The 23,281-nt window shown below is 37.5% G+C and carries 25 protein-coding genes and 1 pseudogene; 11 read left to right on the top strand and 15 right to left on the bottom strand.

The features are described from left to right. Positions 1–17 precede the first annotated feature (17 nt). The 6 genes from BANA01_RS18665 to BANA01_RS18690 all read right to left on the bottom strand — a co-directional run bounded on the left by BANA01_RS18665 (position 18) and on the right by BANA01_RS18690 (position 4,918). Positions 18–1,139: a Ger(x)C family spore germination protein gene (locus tag BANA01_RS18665; protein WP_052106289.1), complete on the bottom strand. Its 1,122-nt coding sequence runs from the start codon at positions 1,137–1,139 to the stop codon at positions 18–20. A 2-nt stretch (positions 1,140–1,141) separates the two neighbouring features. Then, positions 1,142–2,248: a GerAB/ArcD/ProY family transporter gene (locus BANA01_RS18670; protein WP_063254271.1), complete on the bottom strand. Its 1,107-nt coding sequence runs from the start codon at positions 2,246–2,248 to the stop codon at positions 1,142–1,144. 21 nt (positions 2,249–2,269) lie between these two features. Continuing rightward, on the bottom strand, positions 2,270–3,784 hold the full coding sequence (locus tag BANA01_RS18675) for a spore germination protein (protein ID WP_411834612.1): 1,515 nt from the start codon (positions 3,782–3,784) through the stop codon (positions 2,270–2,272). A 95-nt stretch (positions 3,785–3,879) separates the two neighbouring features. Beyond that, positions 3,880–4,071 carry a spore germination protein gene (locus tag BANA01_RS18680; protein WP_063254272.1) on the bottom strand — a complete coding sequence of 64 codons (192 nt, stop codon included), beginning with the start codon at positions 4,069–4,071 and terminating at the stop codon, positions 3,880–3,882. 118 nt (positions 4,072–4,189) lie between these two features. Continuing rightward, the gene (locus tag BANA01_RS29985) at positions 4,190–4,390 is read right to left on the bottom strand and encodes a hypothetical protein (protein ID WP_063254273.1); all 201 of its coding nucleotides are present in this window, start codon (positions 4,388–4,390) and stop codon (positions 4,190–4,192) included. Between the two features lie 3 nt (positions 4,391–4,393). Continuing rightward, a complete protein-coding gene (locus tag BANA01_RS18690; RefSeq protein WP_063254274.1) occupies positions 4,394–4,918 on the bottom strand; it encodes a methylated-DNA--[protein]-cysteine S-methyltransferase in 525 nt (174 codons plus the stop codon). 141 nt (positions 4,919–5,059) lie between these two features. Here BANA01_RS18690 and BANA01_RS18695 point away from each other — a divergent pair, with 141 nt between their 5' ends. From BANA01_RS18695 to BANA01_RS18740, 11 genes and pseudogenes are all read left to right on the top strand, one after another. After that, positions 5,060–5,983, top strand: coding sequence for a DNA-3-methyladenine glycosylase family protein (locus BANA01_RS18695; protein ID WP_063254275.1), 924 nt, complete (start codon positions 5,060–5,062; stop codon positions 5,981–5,983). Between the two features lie 65 nt (positions 5,984–6,048). Then, positions 6,049–7,089 carry a DUF3231 family protein gene (locus tag BANA01_RS18700; protein ID WP_063254276.1) on the top strand — a complete coding sequence of 347 codons (1,041 nt, stop codon included), beginning with the start codon at positions 6,049–6,051 and terminating at the stop codon, positions 7,087–7,089. Between the two features lie 317 nt (positions 7,090–7,406). Beyond that, positions 7,407–8,315: a putative selenate ABC transporter substrate-binding protein gene (locus tag BANA01_RS18705; protein ID WP_063254277.1), complete on the top strand. Its 909-nt coding sequence runs from the start codon at positions 7,407–7,409 to the stop codon at positions 8,313–8,315. A 13-nt stretch (positions 8,316–8,328) separates the two neighbouring features. Then, a complete protein-coding gene (locus BANA01_RS18710; protein ID WP_063254278.1) occupies positions 8,329–9,081 on the top strand; it encodes a phosphonate ABC transporter ATP-binding protein in 753 nt (250 codons plus the stop codon). 1 nt (position 9,082) lies between these two features. After that, the gene (locus BANA01_RS18715; RefSeq protein WP_235847179.1) at positions 9,083–10,720 is read left to right on the top strand and encodes a PhnE/PtxC family ABC transporter permease; all 1,638 of its coding nucleotides are present in this window, start codon (positions 9,083–9,085) and stop codon (positions 10,718–10,720) included. Between the two features lie 253 nt (positions 10,721–10,973). After that, positions 10,974–12,140, top strand: coding sequence for an MFS transporter (locus tag BANA01_RS18720; protein ID WP_063254279.1), 1,167 nt, complete (start codon positions 10,974–10,976; stop codon positions 12,138–12,140). Positions 12,141–12,205: 65 nt separating this feature from the next. Next, positions 12,206–12,547, top strand: a complete 342-nt coding sequence (locus tag BANA01_RS18725; RefSeq protein ID WP_063254280.1) for a hypothetical protein — start codon at positions 12,206–12,208, stop codon at positions 12,545–12,547. Between the two features lie 142 nt (positions 12,548–12,689). Continuing rightward, entirely contained in the window at positions 12,690–13,049 is a 360-nt protein-coding gene (gene cccB / locus BANA01_RS18730) for a cytochrome c551 (protein WP_063254281.1), read from the top strand. A 145-nt stretch (positions 13,050–13,194) separates the two neighbouring features. Then, the gene (locus BANA01_RS29990; RefSeq protein WP_169803723.1) at positions 13,195–13,362 is read left to right on the top strand and encodes a hypothetical protein; all 168 of its coding nucleotides are present in this window, start codon (positions 13,195–13,197) and stop codon (positions 13,360–13,362) included. A gap of 15 nt (positions 13,363–13,377) precedes the next feature. After that, positions 13,378–13,704: pseudogene (locus tag BANA01_RS18735) on the top strand (hypothetical protein); the annotation flags it as partial. Positions 13,705–13,832: 128 nt separating this feature from the next. Beyond that, positions 13,833–14,540: a hypothetical protein gene (locus BANA01_RS18740; RefSeq protein ID WP_063254283.1), complete on the top strand. Its 708-nt coding sequence runs from the start codon at positions 13,833–13,835 to the stop codon at positions 14,538–14,540. A 23-nt stretch (positions 14,541–14,563) separates the two neighbouring features. Here the strand turns inward: BANA01_RS18740 and BANA01_RS18745 are convergent, their stop codons facing one another. The 9 genes from BANA01_RS18745 to BANA01_RS18785 form a co-directional block, all read right to left on the bottom strand. Next, entirely contained in the window at positions 14,564–15,163 is a 600-nt protein-coding gene (locus BANA01_RS18745; RefSeq protein ID WP_063254284.1) for an alpha/beta hydrolase, read from the bottom strand. 18 nt (positions 15,164–15,181) lie between these two features. Further along, on the bottom strand, positions 15,182–15,790 hold the full coding sequence (locus BANA01_RS18750; protein ID WP_063254285.1) for a flavin reductase family protein: 609 nt from the start codon (positions 15,788–15,790) through the stop codon (positions 15,182–15,184). 210 nt (positions 15,791–16,000) lie between these two features. Then, positions 16,001–17,155: a glucose-1-phosphate adenylyltransferase gene (locus BANA01_RS18755; protein WP_063254286.1), complete on the bottom strand. Its 1,155-nt coding sequence runs from the start codon at positions 17,153–17,155 to the stop codon at positions 16,001–16,003. A 291-nt stretch (positions 17,156–17,446) separates the two neighbouring features. Further along, positions 17,447–18,925 (bottom strand): SulP family inorganic anion transporter, encoded by a 1,479-nt coding sequence (locus tag BANA01_RS18760; RefSeq protein ID WP_063254287.1) that lies wholly within the window; start codon positions 18,923–18,925, stop codon positions 17,447–17,449. Between the two features lie 230 nt (positions 18,926–19,155). Further along, positions 19,156–19,728 (bottom strand): 5' nucleotidase, NT5C type, encoded by a 573-nt coding sequence (locus tag BANA01_RS18765; RefSeq protein WP_063254288.1) that lies wholly within the window; start codon positions 19,726–19,728, stop codon positions 19,156–19,158. Then, entirely contained in the window at positions 19,729–20,835 is a 1,107-nt protein-coding gene (ribD, locus tag BANA01_RS18770; protein WP_063254289.1) for a bifunctional diaminohydroxyphosphoribosylaminopyrimidine deaminase/5-amino-6-(5-phosphoribosylamino)uracil reductase RibD, read from the bottom strand. Further along, a complete protein-coding gene (locus BANA01_RS18775) occupies positions 20,828–21,583 on the bottom strand; it encodes a GTP cyclohydrolase II (RefSeq protein WP_063254290.1) in 756 nt (251 codons plus the stop codon). Before BANA01_RS18775 ends, ribD begins: the two co-directional genes overlap by 8 nt. Positions 21,584–21,716: 133 nt before the next feature. After that, positions 21,717–22,352 (bottom strand): pentapeptide repeat-containing protein, encoded by a 636-nt coding sequence (locus BANA01_RS18780; RefSeq protein ID WP_063254301.1) that lies wholly within the window; start codon positions 22,350–22,352, stop codon positions 21,717–21,719. Positions 22,353–22,421: 69 nt separating this feature from the next. Then, positions 22,422–23,141, bottom strand: a complete 720-nt coding sequence (locus tag BANA01_RS18785) for a YebC/PmpR family DNA-binding transcriptional regulator (RefSeq protein ID WP_063254291.1) — start codon at positions 23,139–23,141, stop codon at positions 22,422–22,424. Positions 23,142–23,281 lie beyond the last annotated feature (140 nt).

Here is a 23,281-nt window from a genome sequence, read left to right on the forward strand (position 1 = left end):
ATTCAATGGCAGCTTTTTTACTCAATAAGCCCTGTTCTTTTTACACTAAAGTCCACGTTTACATTTACTTTAGCCTCTTTAAACATACTGTACCATTTTTCATCGGTAAGTTTTGAGTGCTTCACTGAACTTCTATATATTTCTCCGAGACCAAAAATATCAGTTTCCTTTGTTTGGCAATAGGCAATGAGTTTCTCAATCTCTTTTGTCATGCTCTTCGTAATGGCCTTCTCGATTAGTTTAATCGATTCCGGATTTCCTAGGTCAATTTTACTCGTAACTTCAAGCAGTCTGCCAGAAAGTTTAATATTGATATCAAATTCCGGTTTTTCTTTGTTTATTAGCTTAATATCACTACTGCTGTCGAGGGAATCGATAGAGGCAACCGTCTTATTAAGCCGGCGGTTCCGTGGCTTAAATTTCGAACTTTTAATCTCGATATCCTTGATTCCGCCTTTATATTTATCAATGATCAGGGTTAGATAAAAGCTTTGGTGTGTGCTTATTTTTCCAACAAGTTTACTGCCTTTAAATAAAGCTACCCCAGAAAAACCTATTCCCTCCTTCCCTTCTTTTCTTAAAATCGGCATAATTGGTTCTATGCCAACCGCGTAATGGTTATGTAAAACTTCTTGCAAAGTAGCTGACGGTATTACTTTTCCTTTTGTGTTTTGATCGATAAGGTCAAAAAGATGAATTCCGATATCGGGAATATGTATAGCTTTCACTTGTAATATTTCACGAGCTGGCCCATCTGCCATCGCTAAGTATGTCAAATCACTTACGGATGGGTCATTGGTCAGGGTTTCTGCTATCCCTGTGTTACCTTGTTTAAGAAATTCTTCACCATATACAATGACACGAAGCTGCCCAGAGGCCAGTCTTTTAGAGGACTTTTTATTTGCATTATTTCGAATTCCCCTAATAGAAAATGCCTCTGTTTCTAAAATAACAACATCTTGGGCTGCTCTAGGGTCAATTTTTAACTCAACGATTGTTCCTAAGATAGAGCCATTTTTTGCAAGATCAAGTCCATAAGTAGTAATAAGACCGACTTCTTCAAGAATCCTAGGTTCTGCACAGCCACACAGCAACAAAATGGAAAAAGTCCAAAGCCAAAAACACGCTTTTTTTCTCATTTTTATTTCTCCTTAAGGGATGTTATCTTCTTCTTGATTAAAGCTAGGAAAAATAGAATAAATGGATAACAAAACGTAACATAAAATCCAATACTAGCAAAAAGGTCGTTAAAATGATTGATTTTAGATCGTGTATTGAAAAACAAACTGGCTAAAATAACGACAAATGAAAATAACCAGATGATTCCTTTTGTTTTTTTTTCAAAAGTACGCCTTACACCGCGTAGAGCAGCCCACAAATATAACATTAGATTTGGAAGTATGATAAGCAGCCAAAAAGAAACGGCTACATACTCCGTTCTTTCGATAAAAGGGAGTTTGACGATTTTAAATAAGGAAAGAGTTGGCCAAATCGTATTTTCTATTTGACCAGGACTAAAATAAGTAATGGTTATAAGCATAACGATCAAGTATAAGAGGTTCGTACCGGCAATTCCAAGTTGTGCAAACTTTGTTACTTTCTCTCTTTCTTTTAAGAAAGGGTAAACCACATAGAGAATTTCAAAACCAATTATCGTGAGAGTCATTTTATGGGCACCCTTTAAAATAGATGTTATATTTGATTCCATCACCGGTAAAAGATGATGAATATCAGTAAACCGTATAGGAAAGCCAATCAAACCCAACATCCAGATTGAAAGAATAAAGCTGAAAAAACATGCACCCGCGATTACCCTTAATCCGCCATTCACCCCATAAATAACTAATAAAACGATAGAGATTGAAAATAACCATGTGGGTACGACGGGGAAAACCCATGTTTGCATAACCTCAATATAGTTAATTAAAACAATCACAAACAACCATAAACAATAAAGAATATATATACTATTAACGATCTTTCCGATCCATTTTCCATACACTTCAATGTGGATCCCATATATATCTGTCGGTGCATAAAGGTGTAACGTCTTAATCATGATCATTACAACAATGTGTGTAAAAAGACCAGCTACAATAACGGAAATCCATGCGTCGTGCTTTGCTTCAAAAAAAATGATCCGTTGGAACCCCTGTATTCCTATCCCAACTTGTATCGAATGAATAATAAAAAATACAATAAAGGTACTTAAAAGAGATTGAGGGTTAGGTTGAAATTGAGCTTTCATTTAGTCACCCGCTGCCTAAGGTCAAGTATGTTTTTTTGCCCTTATAGGATCATATTTATATTCGTCTTCGGCCATTGTTAAATCCGGTCTTTTGTTTGTGAAGGATAAAGGCAGTCGTATTATGCTGTCCTTCCAGTCTGCAAAACGCGGCGGATAAAATGGTGCTAGATAAGGACTTCCCAGGCTCGATTGTCTTAACAGGTGAAGGAGTAAAAAGCAAAAACCGTACATCATGCCGTAAAATCCCAAGCAACCAGCCAATATGATTAGGGGAAATCGAATGATACGAATGACATTTCCCATTGTATAACTTGGAGTTACGAACGAACCAAGTGCTCCTAAGGAAATGATGATAATGAGAATGTTACTTGTAAAACCTGCATCTACAGCAGCTGTTCCGATTACGATACCGCCAACGATGCCCATTGTTTGACCAACTTTTGTCGGAAGTCGGGCACCCGCTTCTCGTAATAATTCCATAATAAATTCTAGTAATAGGGCCTCTACAATCGGAGGAAAAGGTACCTTTGCCCGTGACTCACTAAGTGTAAACAATAAAGTTTGTGGGATGACCTCATAGTGATAGGTTAAGGAAGCAACATATAGAGCCGTAAAGAAAACGGAAAGGAATAACGCAATGAATCTTAATAATCGCCAGAATGTAGCAATCTGCCAATTTACGTTACTATCCTCCATACTTTGAAAAAATTCCATAAAAGATTGTGGACAAACAATCGCCAAAGAACTACCATCAACAAAAACGGCAAGCTTTCCTTTTAAAAGCCAATCTGAGACCCGATCGGGTCTTTCCGTTAACGCCATTTGTGGGAATATGGTTAAGGAGTTCTCTGCTAAAAGCTGTTCTAACATTGAACTGTCAAGAATTCCATCGATTTTTATCTCTTGAATCCTTTTTCTAAGACTGCCAACCATTTGCTCAGATGCAATACCGTTAATGTAGACAATGGAAACCAATTTATTTGTTCGTGCCCCAGCTTGTAAATTTTCAATACACAAAGATGAATTCTTAATATAATTCCTAACCAGCGTGATATTGGTCATTATGCTCTCAGTAAACGCCATTTGTGGTCCAATGACCAGCGATTCATTTTGAGAATAAGAAACTGAACGTCCAACTTCAGAAGGGATTTTGGCTAATAGAACGGTTGAATTCCCCTCTAAATAAATGATTACACATCCGTCTAGAGCAGCTTTGACAGCCTTTTCCATCGAAGATGATTGATCAATCTCACCAATTGATAAATGCTCCATAATTTTTTGCATAGAATCGAAGGGCAGATCCTTTAGTGGATCAATAATATCTCTATGAAGCATGTTTTTGTCTATTAATGTCCCTATGGAGAATAAGGTCATTCCTGAAATTCCAATTTCATTCTCTAAAATATCTGCGCTATCTTGCAGTCTTTTTTTAAACTCCGCGGACATTTTATCTCTTGTTTCTGGAATTAGATCCATGTTCTTATGTTCTAATGTACTTTTAGACGAGAATAGCTTCTTAAAGAACAATTTCAGCACCCTCCTTCCACTAAAGACATTTGCTTAAGTATTATTTACCAACTAATCCTCTTTATACCACCTCTCTTTAATGCATAAAAAAAACGCGGTGCTTTTTAGCAACGCTTAGGAAATTTCATGATTTGCTCAGATTCTGCATCCAAGCCAGAATCAGGACTGGTGTTGTCTTCGCCAGAGCCACCGATGGTTTTGGTAATAGAAATGGGTGAAATATAAACAGCGCCGCCAAAGTTAACAATGCCGCCAGAAATTGTCCCAATTGAAACATTGTTATGGTTTGTGACCAAAGTAACCCCTCCTTGGTGTTACTACTATGTTATGTACGGGTTGGTTTAGCGTTCTTAATAAATGAAAAAGATAAAGCCATTATAAACAGGCTTTATCTTTAAAAATTTCTGTAGCTTCTTAAAAAAACGATTTAAACAATTCTTGATGATTGTTACATTCCTTGCAGATATATTCGATTTCCAAGGGGTCTTCTCTCACCATATGTACCGTTTCTCTGCCGCAGTTTTCACAAAATTTAACTTCCTGGAGTTCTTCCATGAAATAAGCACCTCGTTTTCTTAATTCATAAGAAATAGTATGCCCAAGACTTCCATGCATTTATCATGTATTTCTATGGTTTGCCTGCTCCAGGTATAATAGTTGTTCCTTCATATCTAATCCGCCGCGAAAGCCAGTAAGCTTTCCGTTCTTCCCAATCACGCGATGACACGGTACTGTTAAGAGGACGGGATTTGCCCCAATGGCAGCGCCAACGGCACGGACAGCTGTTGGTCGGTCAAGGGCATTGGCAATATCTGAGTATGTCCATGTTTCACCGTAAGGAATTTTACTGAGTGCATTCCACACATCTGTTTGAAATTTGGTTCCTTTTAATTCTCTAGGAATGGTAAAAGTATTACGTACACCTTGAAAAAACTCTTTAAATTCAGCTGAATATGGAGCCATGATGTTATCATCCTGTACCAATTGACTATCAGGATAATGTTTTTTTACCCAAACTTCCATTTCCTCAAAGGGCTTATCCTGCGAACCAACGAAACAGAGTCCATTAGAAGTTGCGGCCATAAACAGTTTCCAATTATCATAAACTAACTGTGTCCAATATAGTATTTGTTTCATCAACATCACGCCACCTTATTATCTACTCTTCTTTCAGTATACCTATTTTAAGAATTACTTTTAAGTGTTTTCAGAATGAAAAAATAAGATTTTAGTTTTCCTTAGTCCAATAAACTTAAATTATTAGTATTAAAGAGGTGGTATATCATGATTAGCCAATCTTGGGTGAATCACGGGAATGAACTGAAACTCTTCCTACCGAAAGAATTCAACTTTCAAGAAAATATAAAATATCTTGCGAGGAATCATAACGAATGCCTTTTTCACATCGATAATAATTGTATTTACAAAGCCATTCCGATAGGGGAAGAAACACCAATCATTGAAGTTAGGTCAGAAGATAAAAACCATTTGATGATCCGCTTTTTAGGAGATAGTAAACCAACTTGCGAAAAAATGAGTGATGCAGTTGCCCGCTATGTTGGAGAGTGGTTTGATTTAGAAAGGGAATTGAGTCCTTTTTATTCCATGGCAGAGAAGGATCCCTTGCTAAGTAAGACTGTTAAATCCTTTTATGGTCTGCGAATTATCGGTATTCCTGATTTATTCGAAGCGCTTTGCTGGGGTATTTTAGGGCAGCAAATAAACCTGTCTTTTGCCTACACCTTAAAAAGACGTTTTGTTGAAAAATTTGGTCGTTGTGTTATGCATAACGGTGTAACGTATTGGGTCTTCCCTTCCCCGAAAGATATTGCAGGGTTACCTGTGGAGGAATTGGAAAGCTTGCGCATGACCAAGAAAAAATCTCAATATCTCATCGGAGTAGCACAACAAATGGCAGATGGAAAATTATCCAAAGAAATGTTGCTCGATATTGGAGATCATAAACGAGCTGAGAAAATGTTAGTCCAAATACGTGGTATCGGTCCGTGGACAGCTAATTATGTCTTAATGCGGTGCCTAAGATATCCTTCTGCTTTTCCTATGGATGATGTCGGTTTGCAAAATGCGCTAAAATTATTGTTAGGGAAAGACAAAAAACCAAATAAAGAGGAAATAATGAAGCTGGCTGTATATTGGACGAACTGGGAATCATACGCAACCTTCTATTTATGGAGATTGCTTTATTGATACGAATAGATTTCCATTAGATGAAAAAACTAGGTGAAACGATTGACGTAAGGAGCATTCATCTAATGAAGACGATTAAGCCAATTAAGCTTACCTCTAAACTTACGGATCAACCAGTTGAAAAATTAACTTCAGCTGAAATGGGTAAACTTTGGGCTGTTTATATGGGTAATACCATGTCCAAATGTGTCATTAGTTATTATCTCCAGCATGTGGATGACAAAGACATAAAAGAAATATTGAAAAATGCATTAAATATCGGAACCGAATTTCTAAAAGACATTAAAACGATATTTGATAAAGAGCATTTCCCGATTCCAATTGGTTTCACAGAGGATGACGTTAATTTAGGAGCTCCGAGGTTATTTGCGGATGAATTTTATCTTCATTATTTGAAATATGCAGCGAAAGCTGGGCTAAGTCTCTACTCGACTGCCATTCCATTAATGCTCAGAAAAGATGTTAGAGAATTTATCTTAAAGTGTAACCAATTAACCACTGATTTGTTAGTAACCCTTAATGATACACTAAAAGAAAAGGGTTTTTTAACGAGACCTCCTGTAATTCCTATTCCAGAAAAGGTTGAATTTGTTCAAAAGACAAGTTATTTTAATGGTTTTTTAGGCAATGTAAGACCCTTTCATGGTTTGGAAATTGCCCATTTATACGATAATATGGAGAATAACTCTACAAGTAAAGTACTATTAATGGGCTTTGGACAAGTGGCTAAAAATAAAAAAGTGAAAGATTTTATGCATCGCGGAAAAGAAATTACCATGAAGCACCTTGAAGCCTGCAGGCAGCAGTTACATAAAGAAGATTTGCCTTCCCACCCGCTGCTGGATGACTTAGTAGAACAATCAACATTTGCCCCATTTTCAGATAAATTGATGATGTTTCATAAAATTGATATGTTCAGCATGAAAATCAGATCCTACGCGAATGCTGCGTCCCTTAACGGTCGTCACGATATTGGAGCGATGTATAGCAAATTTTTATTGGATATCGGGCTTTATGTACAGGATGGTGCCAAGATATTTATTGATGAAGGTTGGATGGAACAACCGCCGCAAGCCGTGGACCGTGATTCCGTTTCTTCTACATAACAAAAAGGAATGAGCAGCTCTGGCAGCTCATTCCTTTTTGTATTTCGGGGATTAGTAACCAAAGTTTGGAATGTTGAAGAATGGTCACAAAAATTAAACACTTAATAATCTTCAAACTCTGGAATAATGTGCGGGAGATTTCTTTATTATCAAGGGTTTGACTTAATTCCTCCAGAATTTCCCTATTGATATTTTAGATAGTGATTGATTTGTTAAATAGATAAAATGAATTTAATAGCATTAAACTATTCTTTATAATCAAAATGCAAGTATATTACCACGGTGTTAAACGACAATTCTATGAGGTGAATGATTTTATGAAAAAATGGTTAACGGGGATTATTTTATTTATGCTTGTTTTTTCATTAGCAGCCTGTGGGCAAACTGAAGATAAAACTACTGAAGAAAAAGAAGCAAATAAGGAAACAAAAACAGAGGAAGTATTTAAAATTGGTGCCATTCCCGATCAAAATGCTGCTTTCCTGCAAACAGGAATGGATGCAGTTGCGAAGCAGTTAAGTGAAGAAACAGGAATGAAAGTTGAATTTGTTCCTTCTGTTGATTATGCAGCTTTAGTTACAGGATTCCAACGTGGTGAAATCCATTTAGCATGGTTTGGCGGTTTAACGAGTGTTCAGGCAAGAAATCTTGTTCCGGGAGCTGAATCCATTGTACAGCGGCCACGTGACGCAGAGTTTAAATCTGTCTTTATTACGCAAGAAGGCTCAGGTATTACTACATTGGCTGATTTAAAAGGAAAATCATTCACATTTGGCAGTGAAAGCTCTACATCAGGACATTTAATGCCACGTTATTTCTTAACGGAAGAAGGTATTGACCCTAACACTGACTTTAATGGAAAGCCTAACTTCTCAGGCTCTCATGATACTACCTACAAGTTAATTGAATCTGGTTCTTTCCAAGCTGGCGCTTTAAACATCTCTGTTTGGGAAGCAGCTGTAAAAGAAGGCAAAGTTGATACGAACAAAGTAAAAGTGTTCTATACGACTCCAGACTATTATGATTACAACTGGACAATCAATAGCAATGTTGAAGAAGTATTTGGAAAAGACGCTAAACAAAAAGTAAAAGACTCCCTTCTATCTATGCCAGGTGATTCAAAAGAGATTACTGACTTCTTCCAAACCGACAAGTTTATTGAAACAAAAAATGATAACTATGAAAAGATTGAAAAGGTTGCAAAAGAATTAGAGATTATAAAGTAGCAGGTGTTGTTCCATGTCTTCAAAAACGATGATTGAAGCAAAAAACATAACAAAACATTTTGAGCGGAAGATAGCCTTATCTTCCCTTTCTTTTTCTATTAAACAAGGTGAAATGGTGGCATTAATTGGTCCTAGCGGTGCTGGAAAAACAACATTATTAAATTCCATTGCCGGTCTTGTTCCTCTACAAAGCGGTGAGCTCCTTATAGACAATCTGCCTCTTCGTGATTACAAACGAGGAAAGAAATTCGCAAAAAAAATCGGGGTAATCCGCCAACAGTTCGATTTAATTGGTCCATTAGCCGTTATTCATAATGTTCTTGCAGGCAAATTATCGGAATGGGGATTATTGAAATCATTAGTTTCATTACTCGTCCCTCAAGAAAAGGAATCAGCCCTCTCAGCACTAGAAAGGGTCGGGCTTAGAGATAAATCTTACGAAATAACCGCTACATTATCAGGCGGTGAACAACAGCGTGTGGCAATGGCAAGATTAATGATACAGAATCCAGAGATTATTCTTGCGGATGAACCAGTAGCGTCACTTGACCCTGCTCGTGCTGACGATGTACTTTCCATGCTGACTAAAATTGTTTCAGAGGAAAATCAAACATTAGTTGCCAGCTTACATTCAGTGGAATATGCACGAAAGTACTTTACAAGAATCATTTCTCTCAAAAACGGAGGAATATTTTTTGACCTGCCAACAGAAAAAGTAACGGACGAGATGTTAAGTGACCTTTATCTGCTTAAGGAGCAGGAGTAAAATGATGAAACGGATCCCCTCCCTCCAATTGCATAAAAGATTTATCCTTACTGTTCTGTTGCTGGCTGTTTTCGTTTGGAGTCTTACCTCCATTCATTGGAACTCTGAGCTTTTCCATGCAGGCGGGATTCCTACGATGCTGCAGATAGTTGAAGGGCTAATCCAGCCCAATGTAGAACCAAGAATTTTATTAGTCGGATTGGAATCTGCTTGGATTACACTGGCATATGCTGTTGCGGGTATGTCGCTTGCCATTATCTATGCTTTTATAGTGGGTGTCCTTGCTTCTGGAACGTTAACTTCCAGCAATTTTTCGCGCTTTATTTCGAAGGTGTTTTTTAGAGGTATTCTAGGTTTTACTCGTTCGATTCACGAATTAATTTGGGCGTGGCTTTTTGTAGCAGCAGTCGGATTATCTCCTTATGCTGCAATCCTAGCACTTGCCATTCCTTATGGCGGGATTCTAGGTCGAATTTTTGCAGATATGCTAAATGATGTTCCCAAGGAGCCAATCATTGCTTTAAAAGCAGCTGGTTCCTCACGGCTTCAAACGCTATTTTATGGCTACCTTCCTTTGGTTTGGGCAGATTTTATCAGTTATACGATGTACAGGTTTGAATGTGCAATCCGCTCTTCTGCTATTATGAGCTTTGTTGGTTTAGGAGGACTTGGATTTCAAATTCAATTGGCACTAGCCGACTTAAAATATGATGCAGTTTGGACATTTGTCTTCTACTTAATTGCTCTTGTAATATTGGTAGATGCTTGGAGCCATTGGGTTCGTATGGGATTAACTAATCATAAGAGAATAAAAGGTTTTGGGTCTGGCTGGATGTCTGTTCTATTTGCCACCTTGTTAGTAGTCGGTTCTTGGATATACATTACCATAGGTGAAAACGCTAGATTATTTGAGCTATTATCTGAAAAAAATATGGAATATGCAAAGAAGTTTTTCGGCGGTCTCCTTGGAATCAATCAGGAGAATCCTGCCTTTTTAGACGCTGAAAGCTGGGCACTCGCTTTGAGGCTTACGATGGAAACACTTGAAATGAGCATTATGGCCATTGGTTTTTCCACGATCGTCGCGTTCATTACGGTTATTCCTGCCGCAAGAAATATTGCGAATGGAAATCTCACATTAAAAAAGAGATGGTATAACTGGCCGATGTTTGGTCTGATTCGTCTTCTTTACATCTTTTCCAGGTCTGTTCCAGAATTAGTCTGGGCGATGATGATTATCTTTATTTTTAAACCTGGTATTCTGCCAGGTGCATTAGCCCTGGCTCTTCATAACTTTGGTATATTGGGGAAACTTTGGGCAGAGGTTATCGAAGACATGGACCCTAGGCCCATTCGGAATTTAGCGACCGCTGGTGCTTCCAAAATAGAAATCTTCTTTTACGGAGTCCTGCCTATCGTTCTTCCTCGATTTCTCACCTATATTCTATACAGATGGGAAGTTATCATGAGAACGACTATCGTAGTAGGGTTTGTAGGTGCAGGTGGTCTTGGAATGGACTTTAAGCTTGCGATGAGTTATTTTGACTATACACAAATTACGTTACTATTATTGTGTTATATGATCCTAGTCCTTATTGCAGATTTTGCCTCAGAAACAACTCGGAAAGCAGTAAAATAAAGAGCACATGCCCCTTCGGCTTGTGCTCTTTTATATCTTTATCTACCTACTATCGGTGTGCTAGCAGTTGATAGACTTTTGCTAATATATTGATAGTAGGTATTTTGGCGCCATCCTATCATCTTAGAAATTTATTTTAAATAATAATTTGAAATGCTTGTATTAGATTCATGTTTTCTATTATCCTAAGCTTAGTGCCAAAATTTGTAGTAATTTTTACATACTGTTCAGATCATTTAGGAGTTGGAGTTATTTGGAAACAAAAAGAGCTTTACCAATTTTATTTTTAGTCATGTTCCTAGTCATGATAGGCTTCGGAATCATTATTCCTGTTCTGCCATTTTATGCTGAAGAAATGGGTGCTTCCCCTACGCAATTAGGCTTATTAATGGCTGTTTATTCCCTAATGCAGCTTATCTTTGCGCCATTTTGGGGGAAATTATCCGACCGTATCGGTCGTAAGCCGATTATGATGATTGGAATCGCCGGATTATCATTATCCTTCTTCATCCAAGCGATGGCTACTGAGCTTTGGATGTTATTTGCCGCACGAATTATTGGCGGAGTACTTTCTTCGGCTAATATGCCGACTGCGATGGCCTATGTTGCCGATATTACCACACCTGAAAACCGTGGAAAAGGAATGGGGATTGTAGGAGCGGCAGTAGGACTAGGCTTTGTATTTGGTCCTGCGATTGGCGGAGTGTTCTCAAAATCTAGTATGAGTACGCCATTTTACCTTGCAGGTGTCTCTTCGCTGATAACCTTAGTCATCATTTTCTTTTTCTTGAAAGAATCCTTACAAAAAGATAATGAAGAGTTGAACAAAAATCATAAGCAATCGAGATGGAAGGCATTTTCTGGTCCTGCTGCCGTATTGTTTTTATTACAACTTTTAATTTCTCTCTCATTATCTGGCTTAGAAGCAACATTTGCTTATTTTGCTGCAAAAAAGGCTGGGCTTGGGGCTACTCAGTTAGGATATATTTTCATGATTATGGGATTTGCGGGTGCTATGGTCCAGGGCGGCATGGTTGGTAAATTAACAAAAAAATATGGTGAAGGTACTGTTATTCAAGGAGGAATCATTGTATCTGCCATTGGTTTCGGAATGATTCTGTTTGTAGACAGTTTTACCACTGCAGCTATATTTTTATCAATCTTTGGGATTGGAAACGGCGTTATTCGTCCTAGTGTCTCTTCCCTGCTGACAAAAACTACTGATGCTGGTCATGGAAGTGCAACGGGACTGCTTTCTTCCTTTGACTCGTTAGGCAGGATTGTTGGACCGCCGCTTGGGGGATGGTTGTTCTCCCTTTCAATTGGATTACCTTATATATCTGGAGCCATCATTTCAGTGATAGCCCTGATACTATATCAATTTTATCGGACAAAAGCTGTAGTCTTTAAAACAAACTAGCATATGTGATAAGGACATGCATAAGATAGGTTACGAGGATGTATTTGAAAAAGGAGTCGAGATGAATGAAACTAGTCTCTCATTTCAAGACGTTTTTATTTCTATGTGTCATTATTGCACTTGTAGCCTATCTTGATTCGCCATATTCATTTATTCATCGCAACTATTCCTACTTGACGGTCAGTGAACCTGCAGTGGCACAACCAGTGGACATAAAGCCGCCAACTGATATGCCAGTGTTGGAATATAAGCTCGATGATGTACAAAAAATGAACGGTTATTTCGTGGAAATCTATCAGGAATATGAAGTCTATTACGACGAAGCTGGCAAAGTGGTTAAAAGAGAACCTACATCGAAGACAGAGAGTGTTCGATATTGGGAAGATGATTTGAAAATTGAACCTTAGAAGCTGTCGAGAAATTATCGGCAGCTTTTTTTGTACGTATTTTTTATTATTTCCTTTATCTTAATTTTATTAACGTTCAATCGAAAACCAGTATATTCAACCGCTATCTATGAAAACCTAGTATTAAATGGAGGTGAAGGATATGATAAAACTGCTCTACGGTATAGTCTGTATTGCCTTCCTAGGCTTTTTGACCGCTTGCGGAGGCGGAAACGATGAAACGGAACAAGATAATACAACTACTGAGGAACAGGCTGGCGATGAACAGCAGCAAACAGCAGATGCCGGTGACGGAGACGCCCTTTTTCAGCAAAACTGTTCGTCATGTCATGGCGGTGATTTAAAGAGTGGAGGAGCGCCTGACCTTGACAAAATCGGCTCAAAATACTCGAAGGATGAGATTGAAGGGATTATTTTGAATGGAAAAGGCGGTATGCCTGGAGGGATTCTTACAGGCGAAGACGCAGATGCCGTAGCTTCATGGCTGGCAGAGAAAAAATAAACAGGAAAACCAGAATGGAAAACCCAGTCTGGTTTTTTATTTTGAAAAAAGGTTGTACAACTAAACCAATTATTTGATTGATGAAATAGTTTTCACTACAATTAAAGTGTTAATGCACAATTTAAGTGAATAAAAGGAGTACTATATGAAACCAAAATTACTAGTTCTTTTCTTCATAGCGGTTTTAGTATTATCTGCATGTGGACCAAAGACACTCAGCGAGCCGATTACCTTACATAACCAAAATCAGAAAGAAGTCACTTTTCCATTAGACAAACCGACAGTTTTCTTTTTTATTACTACATACACCTGAGGACTATGCTATCAGCAACTAGTTCAGTTGCATGAAAATCTTGGTAAACTAGATGGTATGGATGTAGAAATGTACATCATTAGCAAAGATTTACCCGAAGAACAGCTTCAATTATACAAAGAATTAGAAAGTAAATATGGAAAAAGTCTCTCCTTCATTTCTGATCCCGGGTTAGAATTAATAGACCACATGGGAATGAAAAATGGTGATGTTGCATATAGAGGTTACGGAATGCTAGATCAAGACGGGAAAGTTGTTTTTAAAACAGTTAATGATCACTGGGGAGAGCAAATTGATAAAACAGTAGAAGAAATTAAAGATGAATATAATAATCTAAACTAAGTTTGAACGATCAAAATCACCCCTTTACCTACGACAAGCCACAAGCAACTAGATTGTGGCTTGTCGTTTTTTTAATTAGATGGAACCAAAATTTGAAGGATACGTCTATATATACGAGGGGTGATGGAATGAGAAAATGGGGTCTTTTCATCTTACTATTGGTTGTTTTAACCGGTTGTCGTTCAACACCATTTGACGGTCATACTGTTATTGATTGGGTTGATTTTATTAAGTGGGAAGGAATCGAGTACAACGGGATATACACCGGTGTTTTAGCGGATGAAAAATACATTGGGGATAAACTAGGTACTGTTAAATATAAAGTCGCTGACAATGTAACAAATCCTAATTATAAAATTAGAAATGGTGATGCTGCCTTTCACGAAAAAGGAACCGAGTTTTTCACCATTAAGGGTAATCCCAATTTACTAGCGGTAAAGGATGATCGCCAAATCAACGGATATAGTGTTTATTATTCACGAGAGGCGGCAGACCAACAATGGCATTTTAAGAATGTGTCACTTGATAAGGTTAATAAAATAGAAATTTATCAACCTAATGCCACTAATGGTGATAAATTACTAAGTAAATATACCAATCAAGAAGAGCTTAATCACATTCTTGAGCTGTTAAAAAATAGTGAAGAATCACCAAATTTCCAGCCAAATATGGAAAAAGGTGACCCAGACTATTTTCAAATTGTTTTGTATACTGACCAACCAATCGCTTACAAATTTGACGTTCAATTTGACGGTTCCACCTATTATTGGTACCCATCGGATACGGCCATATTATCAAATGATATCCAAATATTCTTAAGGCAAAATAACAGCTAATCGATTGGATTAGCTTGTTATTTTTATAAATTTCGATACCAATCTGCCGCAGCCTCTACTTCTTCCCTGGTCAATTGATGACCTCGATTTTCCCAATGCAGGACAACGTCCGCTTTGGCATTTTCCAATAAAGTTTGCAATTCAGATGATTCCGATGGTGAACAAATGGGATCGTTTGTACCTGCTGCGATAAATACATTGGTACCTGTTAAATCTGGTAGGTCTATTCCTCTTCTCGGCACCATTGGGTGATGAAGAATCGCACCTTTTAATGCATGTTGATAATGAAATAGTAAGCTTGCTGCTATATTCGCTCCGTTTGAGTATCCGATTGCAATGATATTACGGTCGAACTCATATTTGTCCGCTGCTTCATTTAGGAATTCGTTTAATTCCTTTGTACGGATTAGGAGGTCCTCTTCATCAAATACACCTTCTGCTAATCTTCGAAAAAATCGCGGCATTCCATTTTCTAATACATTACCACGTACACTTAATACTGAAGCTTGTTCATCAATCATTCCAGCAAGTGGCAGAAGGTCTAATTCATTTCCACCAGTACCATGGAGCATTAGAAATGTTGGTTTTGCTCTATCTTTTCCCTTATTAAATATATGGATCATATTTCTGTACCTCCAAGATCATTTTGGACGTTCGATTGAAAATATCTCACCAATCTTTGCATAATTCGTACCAGCCAATCGGCTTACTGCTCCCAATCCCATAGGATCAATTCTGCCCTTTTGGTAGATATCCTCCTCTATATGAAATTGAACGACTTTCCCGATAATCAAATCAACGCCTGGAGCATCTTGATCTCCAAGTTCTACCGAATGTTCTAACGTACACTCCATACGGATTTTTGCTTCTTTTACACCAGGCACGGTAATTTTTACGCTTTCAACCGGGGTGAGATTGGTTAATTCTATTTCACTTTCATTAGGCGGTAAACTTGCAGCCGTCTTATTGATTTCTTCAACATTGTTTTCATCCACAATATGAACGACAAACTCTTTTAACTCGATTATGTTTCTCGCAGTATCCTTTTGTCTGCCTGCAGCTCGCTGTATCGCTAAAGAAATCATAGGAGGATTGGAAGAAACAATATTAAAATAACTAAATGGTGCACCATTTAATATTCCCGCACCAGACATACTAGTAACAAATGCGATAGGTCTAGGTACAATACTACCAATTAAAAATTTATAATTTTCCCGTTCTGTCACTTTTGAAGGATCAATGGAAAGCAAAAGAAATCACTCCTTTATGTTTAGTTCTCTTACTTAAATCGTACCATACCCTGATCAATCTTTCCTCTATACGGATGATCTAATTACGTTGTAAAATAACTCGAATTGATTTATCTTGAATATGAGATAATAGTATTATAACTTTTTATGAATGTCAATGATGTTACCTCCAATAAAAAAAACGAAATCACTGGGATTTCGCTTCTGGAATTATTTATACACTAGTGGTTGAATATTTTCATTATCTCCTATTAGAGTAATGTCACTAAATGGTGTTGAATCTCCGACTTTGACATTTGAGCCGATGAGACTTCCGCTTCCCACCACGGAGCGATAAATCTCAGCATTTTCTTCAATTATGGTATTTGGCAATATAACCGAATCTTTTATGATAGCCCCTTTACCAACTGTTACTCCGTAAAATAATACAGAATTTTCAACCTCTCCATAAACCTTGCACCCTTCACTTATAATGGATTGGTGTAAGGTTGCTTTTCCATCTAAATACATAGGAGGCTGGCTCATGCCATTCGTATAAATAATCCATTCTTTATCTTTTAATATCGGGTTGGTGTTCACAGATAGAAGATCCATATGTGCCTCCCAAAAGCTTTGAACGGTGCCAACATCCTTCCAATAACCATTGAATTGATAGGCATGTAAATGGCAGTTCGCACGAAGCATGGATGGGATAACATCCTTGCCAAAATCCTTTGAAGAAAATGGATTGTTTTCTTCTTTTTCTAGAAATTTCTTTAGAATTGGCCAGTTAAATATATAGATTCCCATAGAAGCAAGATTAGACTTTGGATAAACAGGCTTTTCCTCAAACTCAATAATTTGATTGGTCTCTGAATCTATATTCATAATTCCAAATCTGATTGCTTCACTCCATGGGACTTGAATAACAGATATCGTTGCATCCGCTCCCGAACGTTTATGCTCATTGACCATATGACTGTAATCCATTTTATAAATATGATCTCCCGATAGGATGAGTACATATTCTGGATTTTGACTTTCGATAAACTTGAGGTTCTCATAAACAGCATGTGCAGTACCTTCATAGTTATTATCTTTATTACCAGCTTGATTAGGCTGAAGGATGGCTACTCCGCCAACTTTTCGATTAAAGCCCCATTTTTCTCCATTCTCTATATAATTTTGAAGAGTCTCTTGTTTATATTGAGTGAGAATTCCGACGGTATCAATGCTAGAGTTTTTGCAATTACTTAATGTAAAATCTATGATTCGGTATTTACCCCCAAACGGGACAGCCGGCTTTGCAACGTTTCTAGTTAATTCTTTTAGTCTTGACCCTTTCCCTCCTGCTAACAACATGGCAATGCATTGTTTTTTTGTCATTTGTACCACCCCTTTCATGACAAGTTCCATATGTAATACTTATTTGCCCTCATTGTAGCACCTGTACGTAATAGAAAATATCAATAAATTGCGACGAGTAAAATGCATATTCGACTAAAATCCTTGATACCTTCAAAAATTATCAAAATATTGGAAGGAGTGAGTACGTAATACAAACTGATTATGTCGAATCGCATCGATGTAATATTTGAAAAATATGGAGACTTTGTGAAATCACTTTTGTTATTAAAAAAACACGCTGATGTTAGTATCAGCGTGTTAGTATATTGATTAATGACCGACAGCCTTTTCAAGGCCGCCTGGTTTATTATGAACTGCAAGTTTTTCTATCAATTTATTACTTTCTTTATTCAGACCTATTAAATGAACTTTTATATCATTCTGGTGATATTTTATGACTACCTTATCAATAGCGCCAACAGCTGAATCATCCCATAAATGTGCTTGTGTTAAATCAATACTTACTTCCTTTACGTCCTCATTGTAGTTAAAGCTGTCTACAAAATCTGTAGCCGAAGCAAAAAATAATTGACCTGATACAGTATACACTTTTCTTTGTGAACCTGTTGAAGCTGAAGTTGTTACTCTTACTTTTGAAATTTTGGAAGCAAAGAAAATCGCACTTAATAAAATTCCTACCAAAACACCTTTTGATAAATCATGTGTCATTAGAACGGTTCCAACGGTTGCGATCATCACGATTGTATCAGAAATCGGTGTCTTGTGGATGTTCTTTATAGATGACCAATCAAATGTTCCGATCGAAACCATGAACATGACTCCAACTAATGCGGCCATTGGAATTTGGACCAAAAAATCATTTAACAGGATGATTAACACCATGAGAAACACACCTGCAACGAATGCAGATAATCTTCCACGTCCGCCAGATTTCACATTAATAACAGATTGTCCAATCATAGCACAACCAGCCATGCCGCCGAAGAATCCTGAAATGATGTTGGCAATTCCCTGGCCTCTTGCTTCCTTATTCTTGTCACTTGTTGTATCCGTCATATCGTCAACAATAGAAGCTGTTAATAGCGATTCAACTAGACCAACAATCGCAATCGAAAGGGAATAAGGGAAAATGATTTTTAAGGTTTCAAATGTAAAAGGAATATCAGGAATTAAGAAGAATGGTAGAGTTTGAGATAATTCCCCCATGTCTCCAATCGTCCGAACACCACTTCCTGTCATAACCGCAATAATCGTAATCGTTATAATAGCGACTAATGGAGACGGAACAACCTTTGTAAAACGAGGGAAAATATAAATTATCGCTAGTGCTCCTGCTACCATTGCATACATTGCCCAAGATTCTCCAACAAAGTGTGTTAATTGGGCAGAAAAAATTAAAATGGCAAGTGCATTTACGAAGCCGATCATAACGGAACGCGGGACAAATTTCATTAAACGTCCTAATTTGAGTACACCCATTATTATTTGAATGACACCCGTAAGGATGGTTGCAGCCAGTAAATACTGTAAACCATAGTCTGCCACTAACGTCACCATTACTAAGGCAGTAGCACCTGTTGCGGCTGATATCATTCCTGGTCTGCCCCCTACAAATGCGATGACAACAGCAATGCAGAATGAAGCATACAAACCGATCATCGGGTCAACTCCAGCAATGAGTGAAAAAGCAATCGCCTCAGGAATTAATGCCATCGCGACAACAATTCCCGATAACACATCTCCTTTAATATTGCCAAACCATTCATATTTAATTGTGCTAAGATTCATAGAGCACCTCTTTCTATTTTTTTATCTAGTAATGACTTTCAACTCTCATGAAAGTCGGGTCCGTTGTGAACAAAAATCAGTATATAGGATTGTGACAAATTTGTGAAATAGAATGTAAACGTGAACACGTATCATTTTTGCTGTTTTCCTCAATAATCCTCTTGTTTTCACCTTAATCGGCGAAAAAGAAAAAAACAGGAGGGTCCTCTTTAACCCTCCTGCTTACCTGATTATTCAAGTTCTTTGTTTAATATTTCAATTAATTCCGTCCAATCAACTATACGGGGATATTGTAAATGTCGATTATAGGATTGATCTCTTACAAATACTTTTAAGGAATCATGAGTTAATGTATCTAAAACTTCAGCCTTATCATCAAAGAAATAGTCTAGCTTTAATTCTTTGATAATTTGAACCTTTTCATGATCCAGCATTCCATAAAAAAAACGGTCATCCCGGACGGGGAAGCCTTGTTCTATCATCCACTTTTTCGTCTGCTCTCCATGTTCCTTAGGTCTTGCTGTTATGTAATAGATTTCATGCCCTCTTCTCTCTAGTTCTTGTAACGTTTCAACTGCATTTGGAAATGGAGGACAGTCTGTATAATAAATCTCTTCTAGAGAGGATTTCCACATTTGACTTCCCTCCTCATCACTTAACCCAAAGGGCTCATGAATCTCCACTCTATTTAACTGATGAAATATTTCAGATGGTACATTTTTGTTTAATCTTTTATTGTATATATTAAATGCATGTTCTCTTAAATTGATTAATGTATCATCAATATCGAAACCAAATTTCATTTATTTAGGCTCCTCGTGTGAGTAAATCGGATATCCAGTGAATTTATAATCAGGTCCAATCGGCTGTAAAGATAAGTCAGCTAACTGTACAGCATCTTTCATATTATCCATCCCTGACCCTGCTAAAAAGGAGGGAGCACTGCTGCCGCCAATAATTTTGGGAGCTACATATAAAACTACTTTATCAATTAATTTATTTTCGAGGAACGCCCAGTTAACGGTGCCTCCTCCTTCGATTAATACGGAGGAAACAAGTTTCTCTCCCAATATCTGAAGGACTTCAGATGGATTAACATGTTTTGATCCGCTTGTTGGGAATATGGTTATTCCTAAACCTTCTAATACCTTGCGTTTTTCTTGATCATACTCTTCGCTTGTAAATATCCATGTCTCAGCTAGCTTATCCGTCACTACCTTAGATTCTAAAGGAATTCTTAAAGTGGAATCCAAAACGATCCGGATAGGATTACGTCCATTTAGTATACGTGTGGTAAGCTCTGGATCATCCTTTATAACCGTATTAACGCCAACAAGAATCCCCATATTCTCGTTTCGAAGGTGATGAACATCTTTTCGAGCTTCATCAGAAGTAATCCATTTACTATCAAAGGAATGAGTGGCAATTTTCCCGTCTAGGGTAATGCCAGCTTTCAATGTCACAAAAGGTGTTCTCTCAACAATGAACTTATTAAATACTTCATTCATTCTTTGTGACTCTTCCTGACGTACACCAATAATGACTTCAATACCAGCATCCTCTAGAATCTTTACACCATTTCCTGAAACAACAGGATTTGGATCAAGGGTTGCGATGACGACCTTTTTAATCCCTGCTTCAACAATCGCTACAGCACATGGTCCAGTTCTTCCATGATGGGAACATGGTTCAAGAGTCACATAAATGGTTCCGCCTCTTGCTTTTTCACCAGCCATTCGAATGGCATGGATCTCAGCATGCGGTTCACCAGCCTTCAAATGAGTACCTATTCCAACTATTCGATTATCATTGACAATTACAGAACCAACCAACGGATTCGGGTCAGTTTGGCCTTTCATTGCCTGGGCATTTTGTAAGGCTAAATCCATATAAAATTCGTGATTAGTCATTTGGACAAGTCCCTTCATCTTCTTCTAGATGTCCAGATTTATTAATCTTGGTCTGCAAATACTTCTCATTATACTCGGAAATGTCTCCCCAAAGCGGCTGTCTGCCCGAAACTTGTAATCCAGCTTCTTTTAAAGCATTCAATTTTTTAGGATTGTTTGTCATTAAAGTAACTGGTTTTTGACGAATCGCCTTTAAAACTTGAATGGCGTCGCTGTAGTTTCTCGAGTCGTCTACAAACCCTAGACCTTCATTTGCCTCAACCGTATCATAACCGTTTTCTTGAAGTACATATGCCATTGCCTTACTAAATAAACCAATTCCTCTTCCTTCATGGTTAGCTAAATAAAATAACGCACCGGTTCCATGTTCTTGAATCATTTTCATTGATTTTTTAAGCTGATAGCCACAGTCACATCGTTTGCTTCCAAAGATATCACCGGTATGACATATGGAATGCATACGAATAATCGCATCCTCTGCATACTCAAAGTCTCCATAAACTAAAACACTTGACTGTTGTAATTCAGCTAAGTTTGAAGAGGATAATTTATCAATAATTCTTTCGAAGTCCTCTGTAACTTCCTCACAATTTAACCAGCAGTACCATTTGAACTGAACTGTATCTCCATATAAATTAACGGGAAGCTTTATCGGTCCGACCAAATAAATTGCACCTTTTTCCGTTTTTATTAATTGGATTTTGTCTTCTAATACTGAAAGTACTTTAGAATCGAGACCTTGTTTCATCTAAATATCCCCTTTTTTTCTTTATTTTTGTCGTATTCATAGTATTTCATGCTACCCTAATTTCTAGTAGTGATTTCATTTTTCCTATCACCTTAAGAAGGAGCAATCTTATGAGACTGCTCCCTAGCACCTTTTATTTTATTATCAATCCTAATAATCGTGCAAATCCTAAGGCTTGATCGGCTGTAACTTCACAGCCCGCGAGGTCTTTTATGGATACATTCATTCGATCAAAGCTGCAGGTTGTTAAATCAATCCCTTTTAAAGGGGTTTGTTCGAAATTAGCTTCATTTAAATCACATTGTTTAAATGCTACATGATTAAATTTGGATTCATAGTAGTCCGCATTTCGTAATGAACAATTTTTGAATGCTACCTGCTTGAGTTTGGAATATCCAAACGAAGTCATATTTGCATTACAATTTTCAAATAAAACGTTCCCAAGTGAAGCGTCTGAAAGATTAAGGCCTAAAATCTTAGATTCTTTAAATTCGACCCTATGAATGCTGCCTTCTCTAAAGTCCGTATTAGATAAATCACAGTGTTCAAAGATACAATCTGTTAATTCAATATTTCTAAAGGAAACATCCAAAAAGGTGACATTTTTAAATATGACTTGCTCGAAGCGTATTCTATGTACCTCTTCACTCATAATGGAACAGTCACTAATCATGCACATTTCATAAAAAGGATCTTCCATCGGCTGAAACGGTCTAGCTTTTAAACCATCTGGTATTTTTGGCTGTTGAATTTTTATTGTTTTTGACATTACTCCACCTGCCTTACGAATCATCTAAAAGAAAAGACCTTTGTGAAAACAAAGGTCCTCTTTGAAATCCTATTCACCTAAATCCACATTGTGGTAAACTTGCTGAACATCTTCAAGTTCTTCCAAAGCGTCGATCATTTTTTCGAACTTTGCTTGTGCGTCCTCAGGAAGTGTTACTTCATTTTGAGCAAGCATCGTTAACTCAGCAACAGTGAAATCCTTAATACCGGCATTTTTTAATGCTTCTTGCACAGCGTTGAATTGATCTGGCTCAGCATAAACGATAACAGATTCATCTTCTTCTATAATGTCACGAACATCGACATCCGCTTCCATTAAGATTTCTAGAACTTCATCCGCTGTTTTACCTTCAAGACCAATAACCGCAGTTGCGTCAAACATATAGGCGACAGACCCGCTGACACCCATGTTACCGCCATTTTTACCAAAGGCAGCACGTACGTCAGACGCTGTACGGTTTACATTATTTGTTAAGGCATCAACAATAACCATTGATCCGTTTGGTCCAAAGCCTTCGTAACGAAGCTCAGAGTAGCTTTCTTCTGATCCGCCTTTTGCTTTGTCTATTGCACGGTCAATGATGTGTCTAGGTACATTGTAGGTCTTTGCACGTTCTAAAACGAATTTTAATGCCTGATTGGATTCAGGGTTCGGTTCGCCTCTTCTGGCTGCTACATAAATTTCAACTCCAAATTTGGCATAAATACGACTCGTATTTGCGTCCTTTGAAGCCTTCTTTTCTTTAATGTTGTTCCATTTACGGCCCATATTGTCCACTCACTTTCAACTTTGGCTCTACATAAAAATAGTAATAGAAATAGATTACATGTTCAACTATTTTCTAAAATATTATACCGTAATTGAAAGATTTGTTAAGTATTTATCATCATTACTTACAAATTCAATCG

The organism is Neobacillus niacini NBRC 15566, from assembly GCF_001591505.1.
GTDB lineage: Bacteria > Bacillota > Bacilli > Bacillales > Cytobacillaceae > Neobacillus > Neobacillus niacini.

Bases quoted from the DNA above. Each gene is read 5' to 3' on its own strand.
- BANA01_RS18755 (WP_063254286.1), bottom strand. From the start codon at position 17,155: ATGACAAAAAAACAATGCATTGCCATGTTGTTAGCAGGAGGGAAAGGG.
- BANA01_RS18725 (WP_063254280.1), top strand. From the start codon at position 12,206: ATGAAACTAGTCTCTCATTTCAAGACGTTTTTATTTCTATGTGTCATT.
- BANA01_RS18765 (WP_063254288.1), bottom strand. From the start codon at position 19,728: ATGAAATTTGGTTTCGATATTGATGATACATTAATCAATTTAAGAGAA.
- BANA01_RS18740 (WP_063254283.1), top strand. From the start codon at position 13,833: ATGAGAAAATGGGGTCTTTTCATCTTACTATTGGTTGTTTTAACCGGT.
- BANA01_RS18785 (WP_063254291.1), bottom strand. From the start codon at position 23,141: ATGGGCCGTAAATGGAACAACATTAAAGAAAAGAAGGCTTCAAAGGAC.
- BANA01_RS18780 (WP_063254301.1), bottom strand. From the start codon at position 22,352: ATGTCAAAAACAATAAAAATTCAACAGCCAAAAATACCAGATGGTTTA.
- BANA01_RS18710 (WP_063254278.1), top strand. From the start codon at position 8,329: ATGTCTTCAAAAACGATGATTGAAGCAAAAAACATAACAAAACATTTT.
- BANA01_RS18705 (WP_063254277.1), top strand. From the start codon at position 7,407: ATGAAAAAATGGTTAACGGGGATTATTTTATTTATGCTTGTTTTTTCA.
- BANA01_RS18760 (WP_063254287.1), bottom strand. From the start codon at position 18,925: ATGAATCTTAGCACAATTAAATATGAATGGTTTGGCAATATTAAAGGA.
- BANA01_RS18700 (WP_063254276.1), top strand. From the start codon at position 6,049: ATGAAGACGATTAAGCCAATTAAGCTTACCTCTAAACTTACGGATCAA.
- BANA01_RS18665 (WP_052106289.1), bottom strand. From the start codon at position 1,139: ATGAGAAAAAAAGCGTGTTTTTGGCTTTGGACTTTTTCCATTTTGTTG.
- BANA01_RS18745 (WP_063254284.1), bottom strand. From the start codon at position 15,163: ATGATCCATATATTTAATAAGGGAAAAGATAGAGCAAAACCAACATTT.
- ribD (WP_063254289.1), bottom strand. From the start codon at position 20,835: ATGACTAATCACGAATTTTATATGGATTTAGCCTTACAAAATGCCCAG.
- BANA01_RS18695 (WP_063254275.1), top strand. From the start codon at position 5,060: ATGATTAGCCAATCTTGGGTGAATCACGGGAATGAACTGAAACTCTTC.
- BANA01_RS18715 (WP_235847179.1), top strand. From the start codon at position 9,083: ATGATGAAACGGATCCCCTCCCTCCAATTGCATAAAAGATTTATCCTT.
- BANA01_RS18670 (WP_063254271.1), bottom strand. From the start codon at position 2,248: ATGAAAGCTCAATTTCAACCTAACCCTCAATCTCTTTTAAGTACCTTT.
- BANA01_RS29990 (WP_169803723.1), top strand. From the start codon at position 13,195: ATGAAACCAAAATTACTAGTTCTTTTCTTCATAGCGGTTTTAGTATTA.
- cccB (WP_063254281.1), top strand. From the start codon at position 12,690: ATGATAAAACTGCTCTACGGTATAGTCTGTATTGCCTTCCTAGGCTTT.
- BANA01_RS29985 (WP_063254273.1), bottom strand. From the start codon at position 4,390: ATGCATGGAAGTCTTGGGCATACTATTTCTTATGAATTAAGAAAACGA.
- BANA01_RS18775 (WP_063254290.1), bottom strand. From the start codon at position 21,583: ATGAAACAAGGTCTCGATTCTAAAGTACTTTCAGTATTAGAAGACAAA.
- BANA01_RS18690 (WP_063254274.1), bottom strand. From the start codon at position 4,918: ATGTTGATGAAACAAATACTATATTGGACACAGTTAGTTTATGATAAT.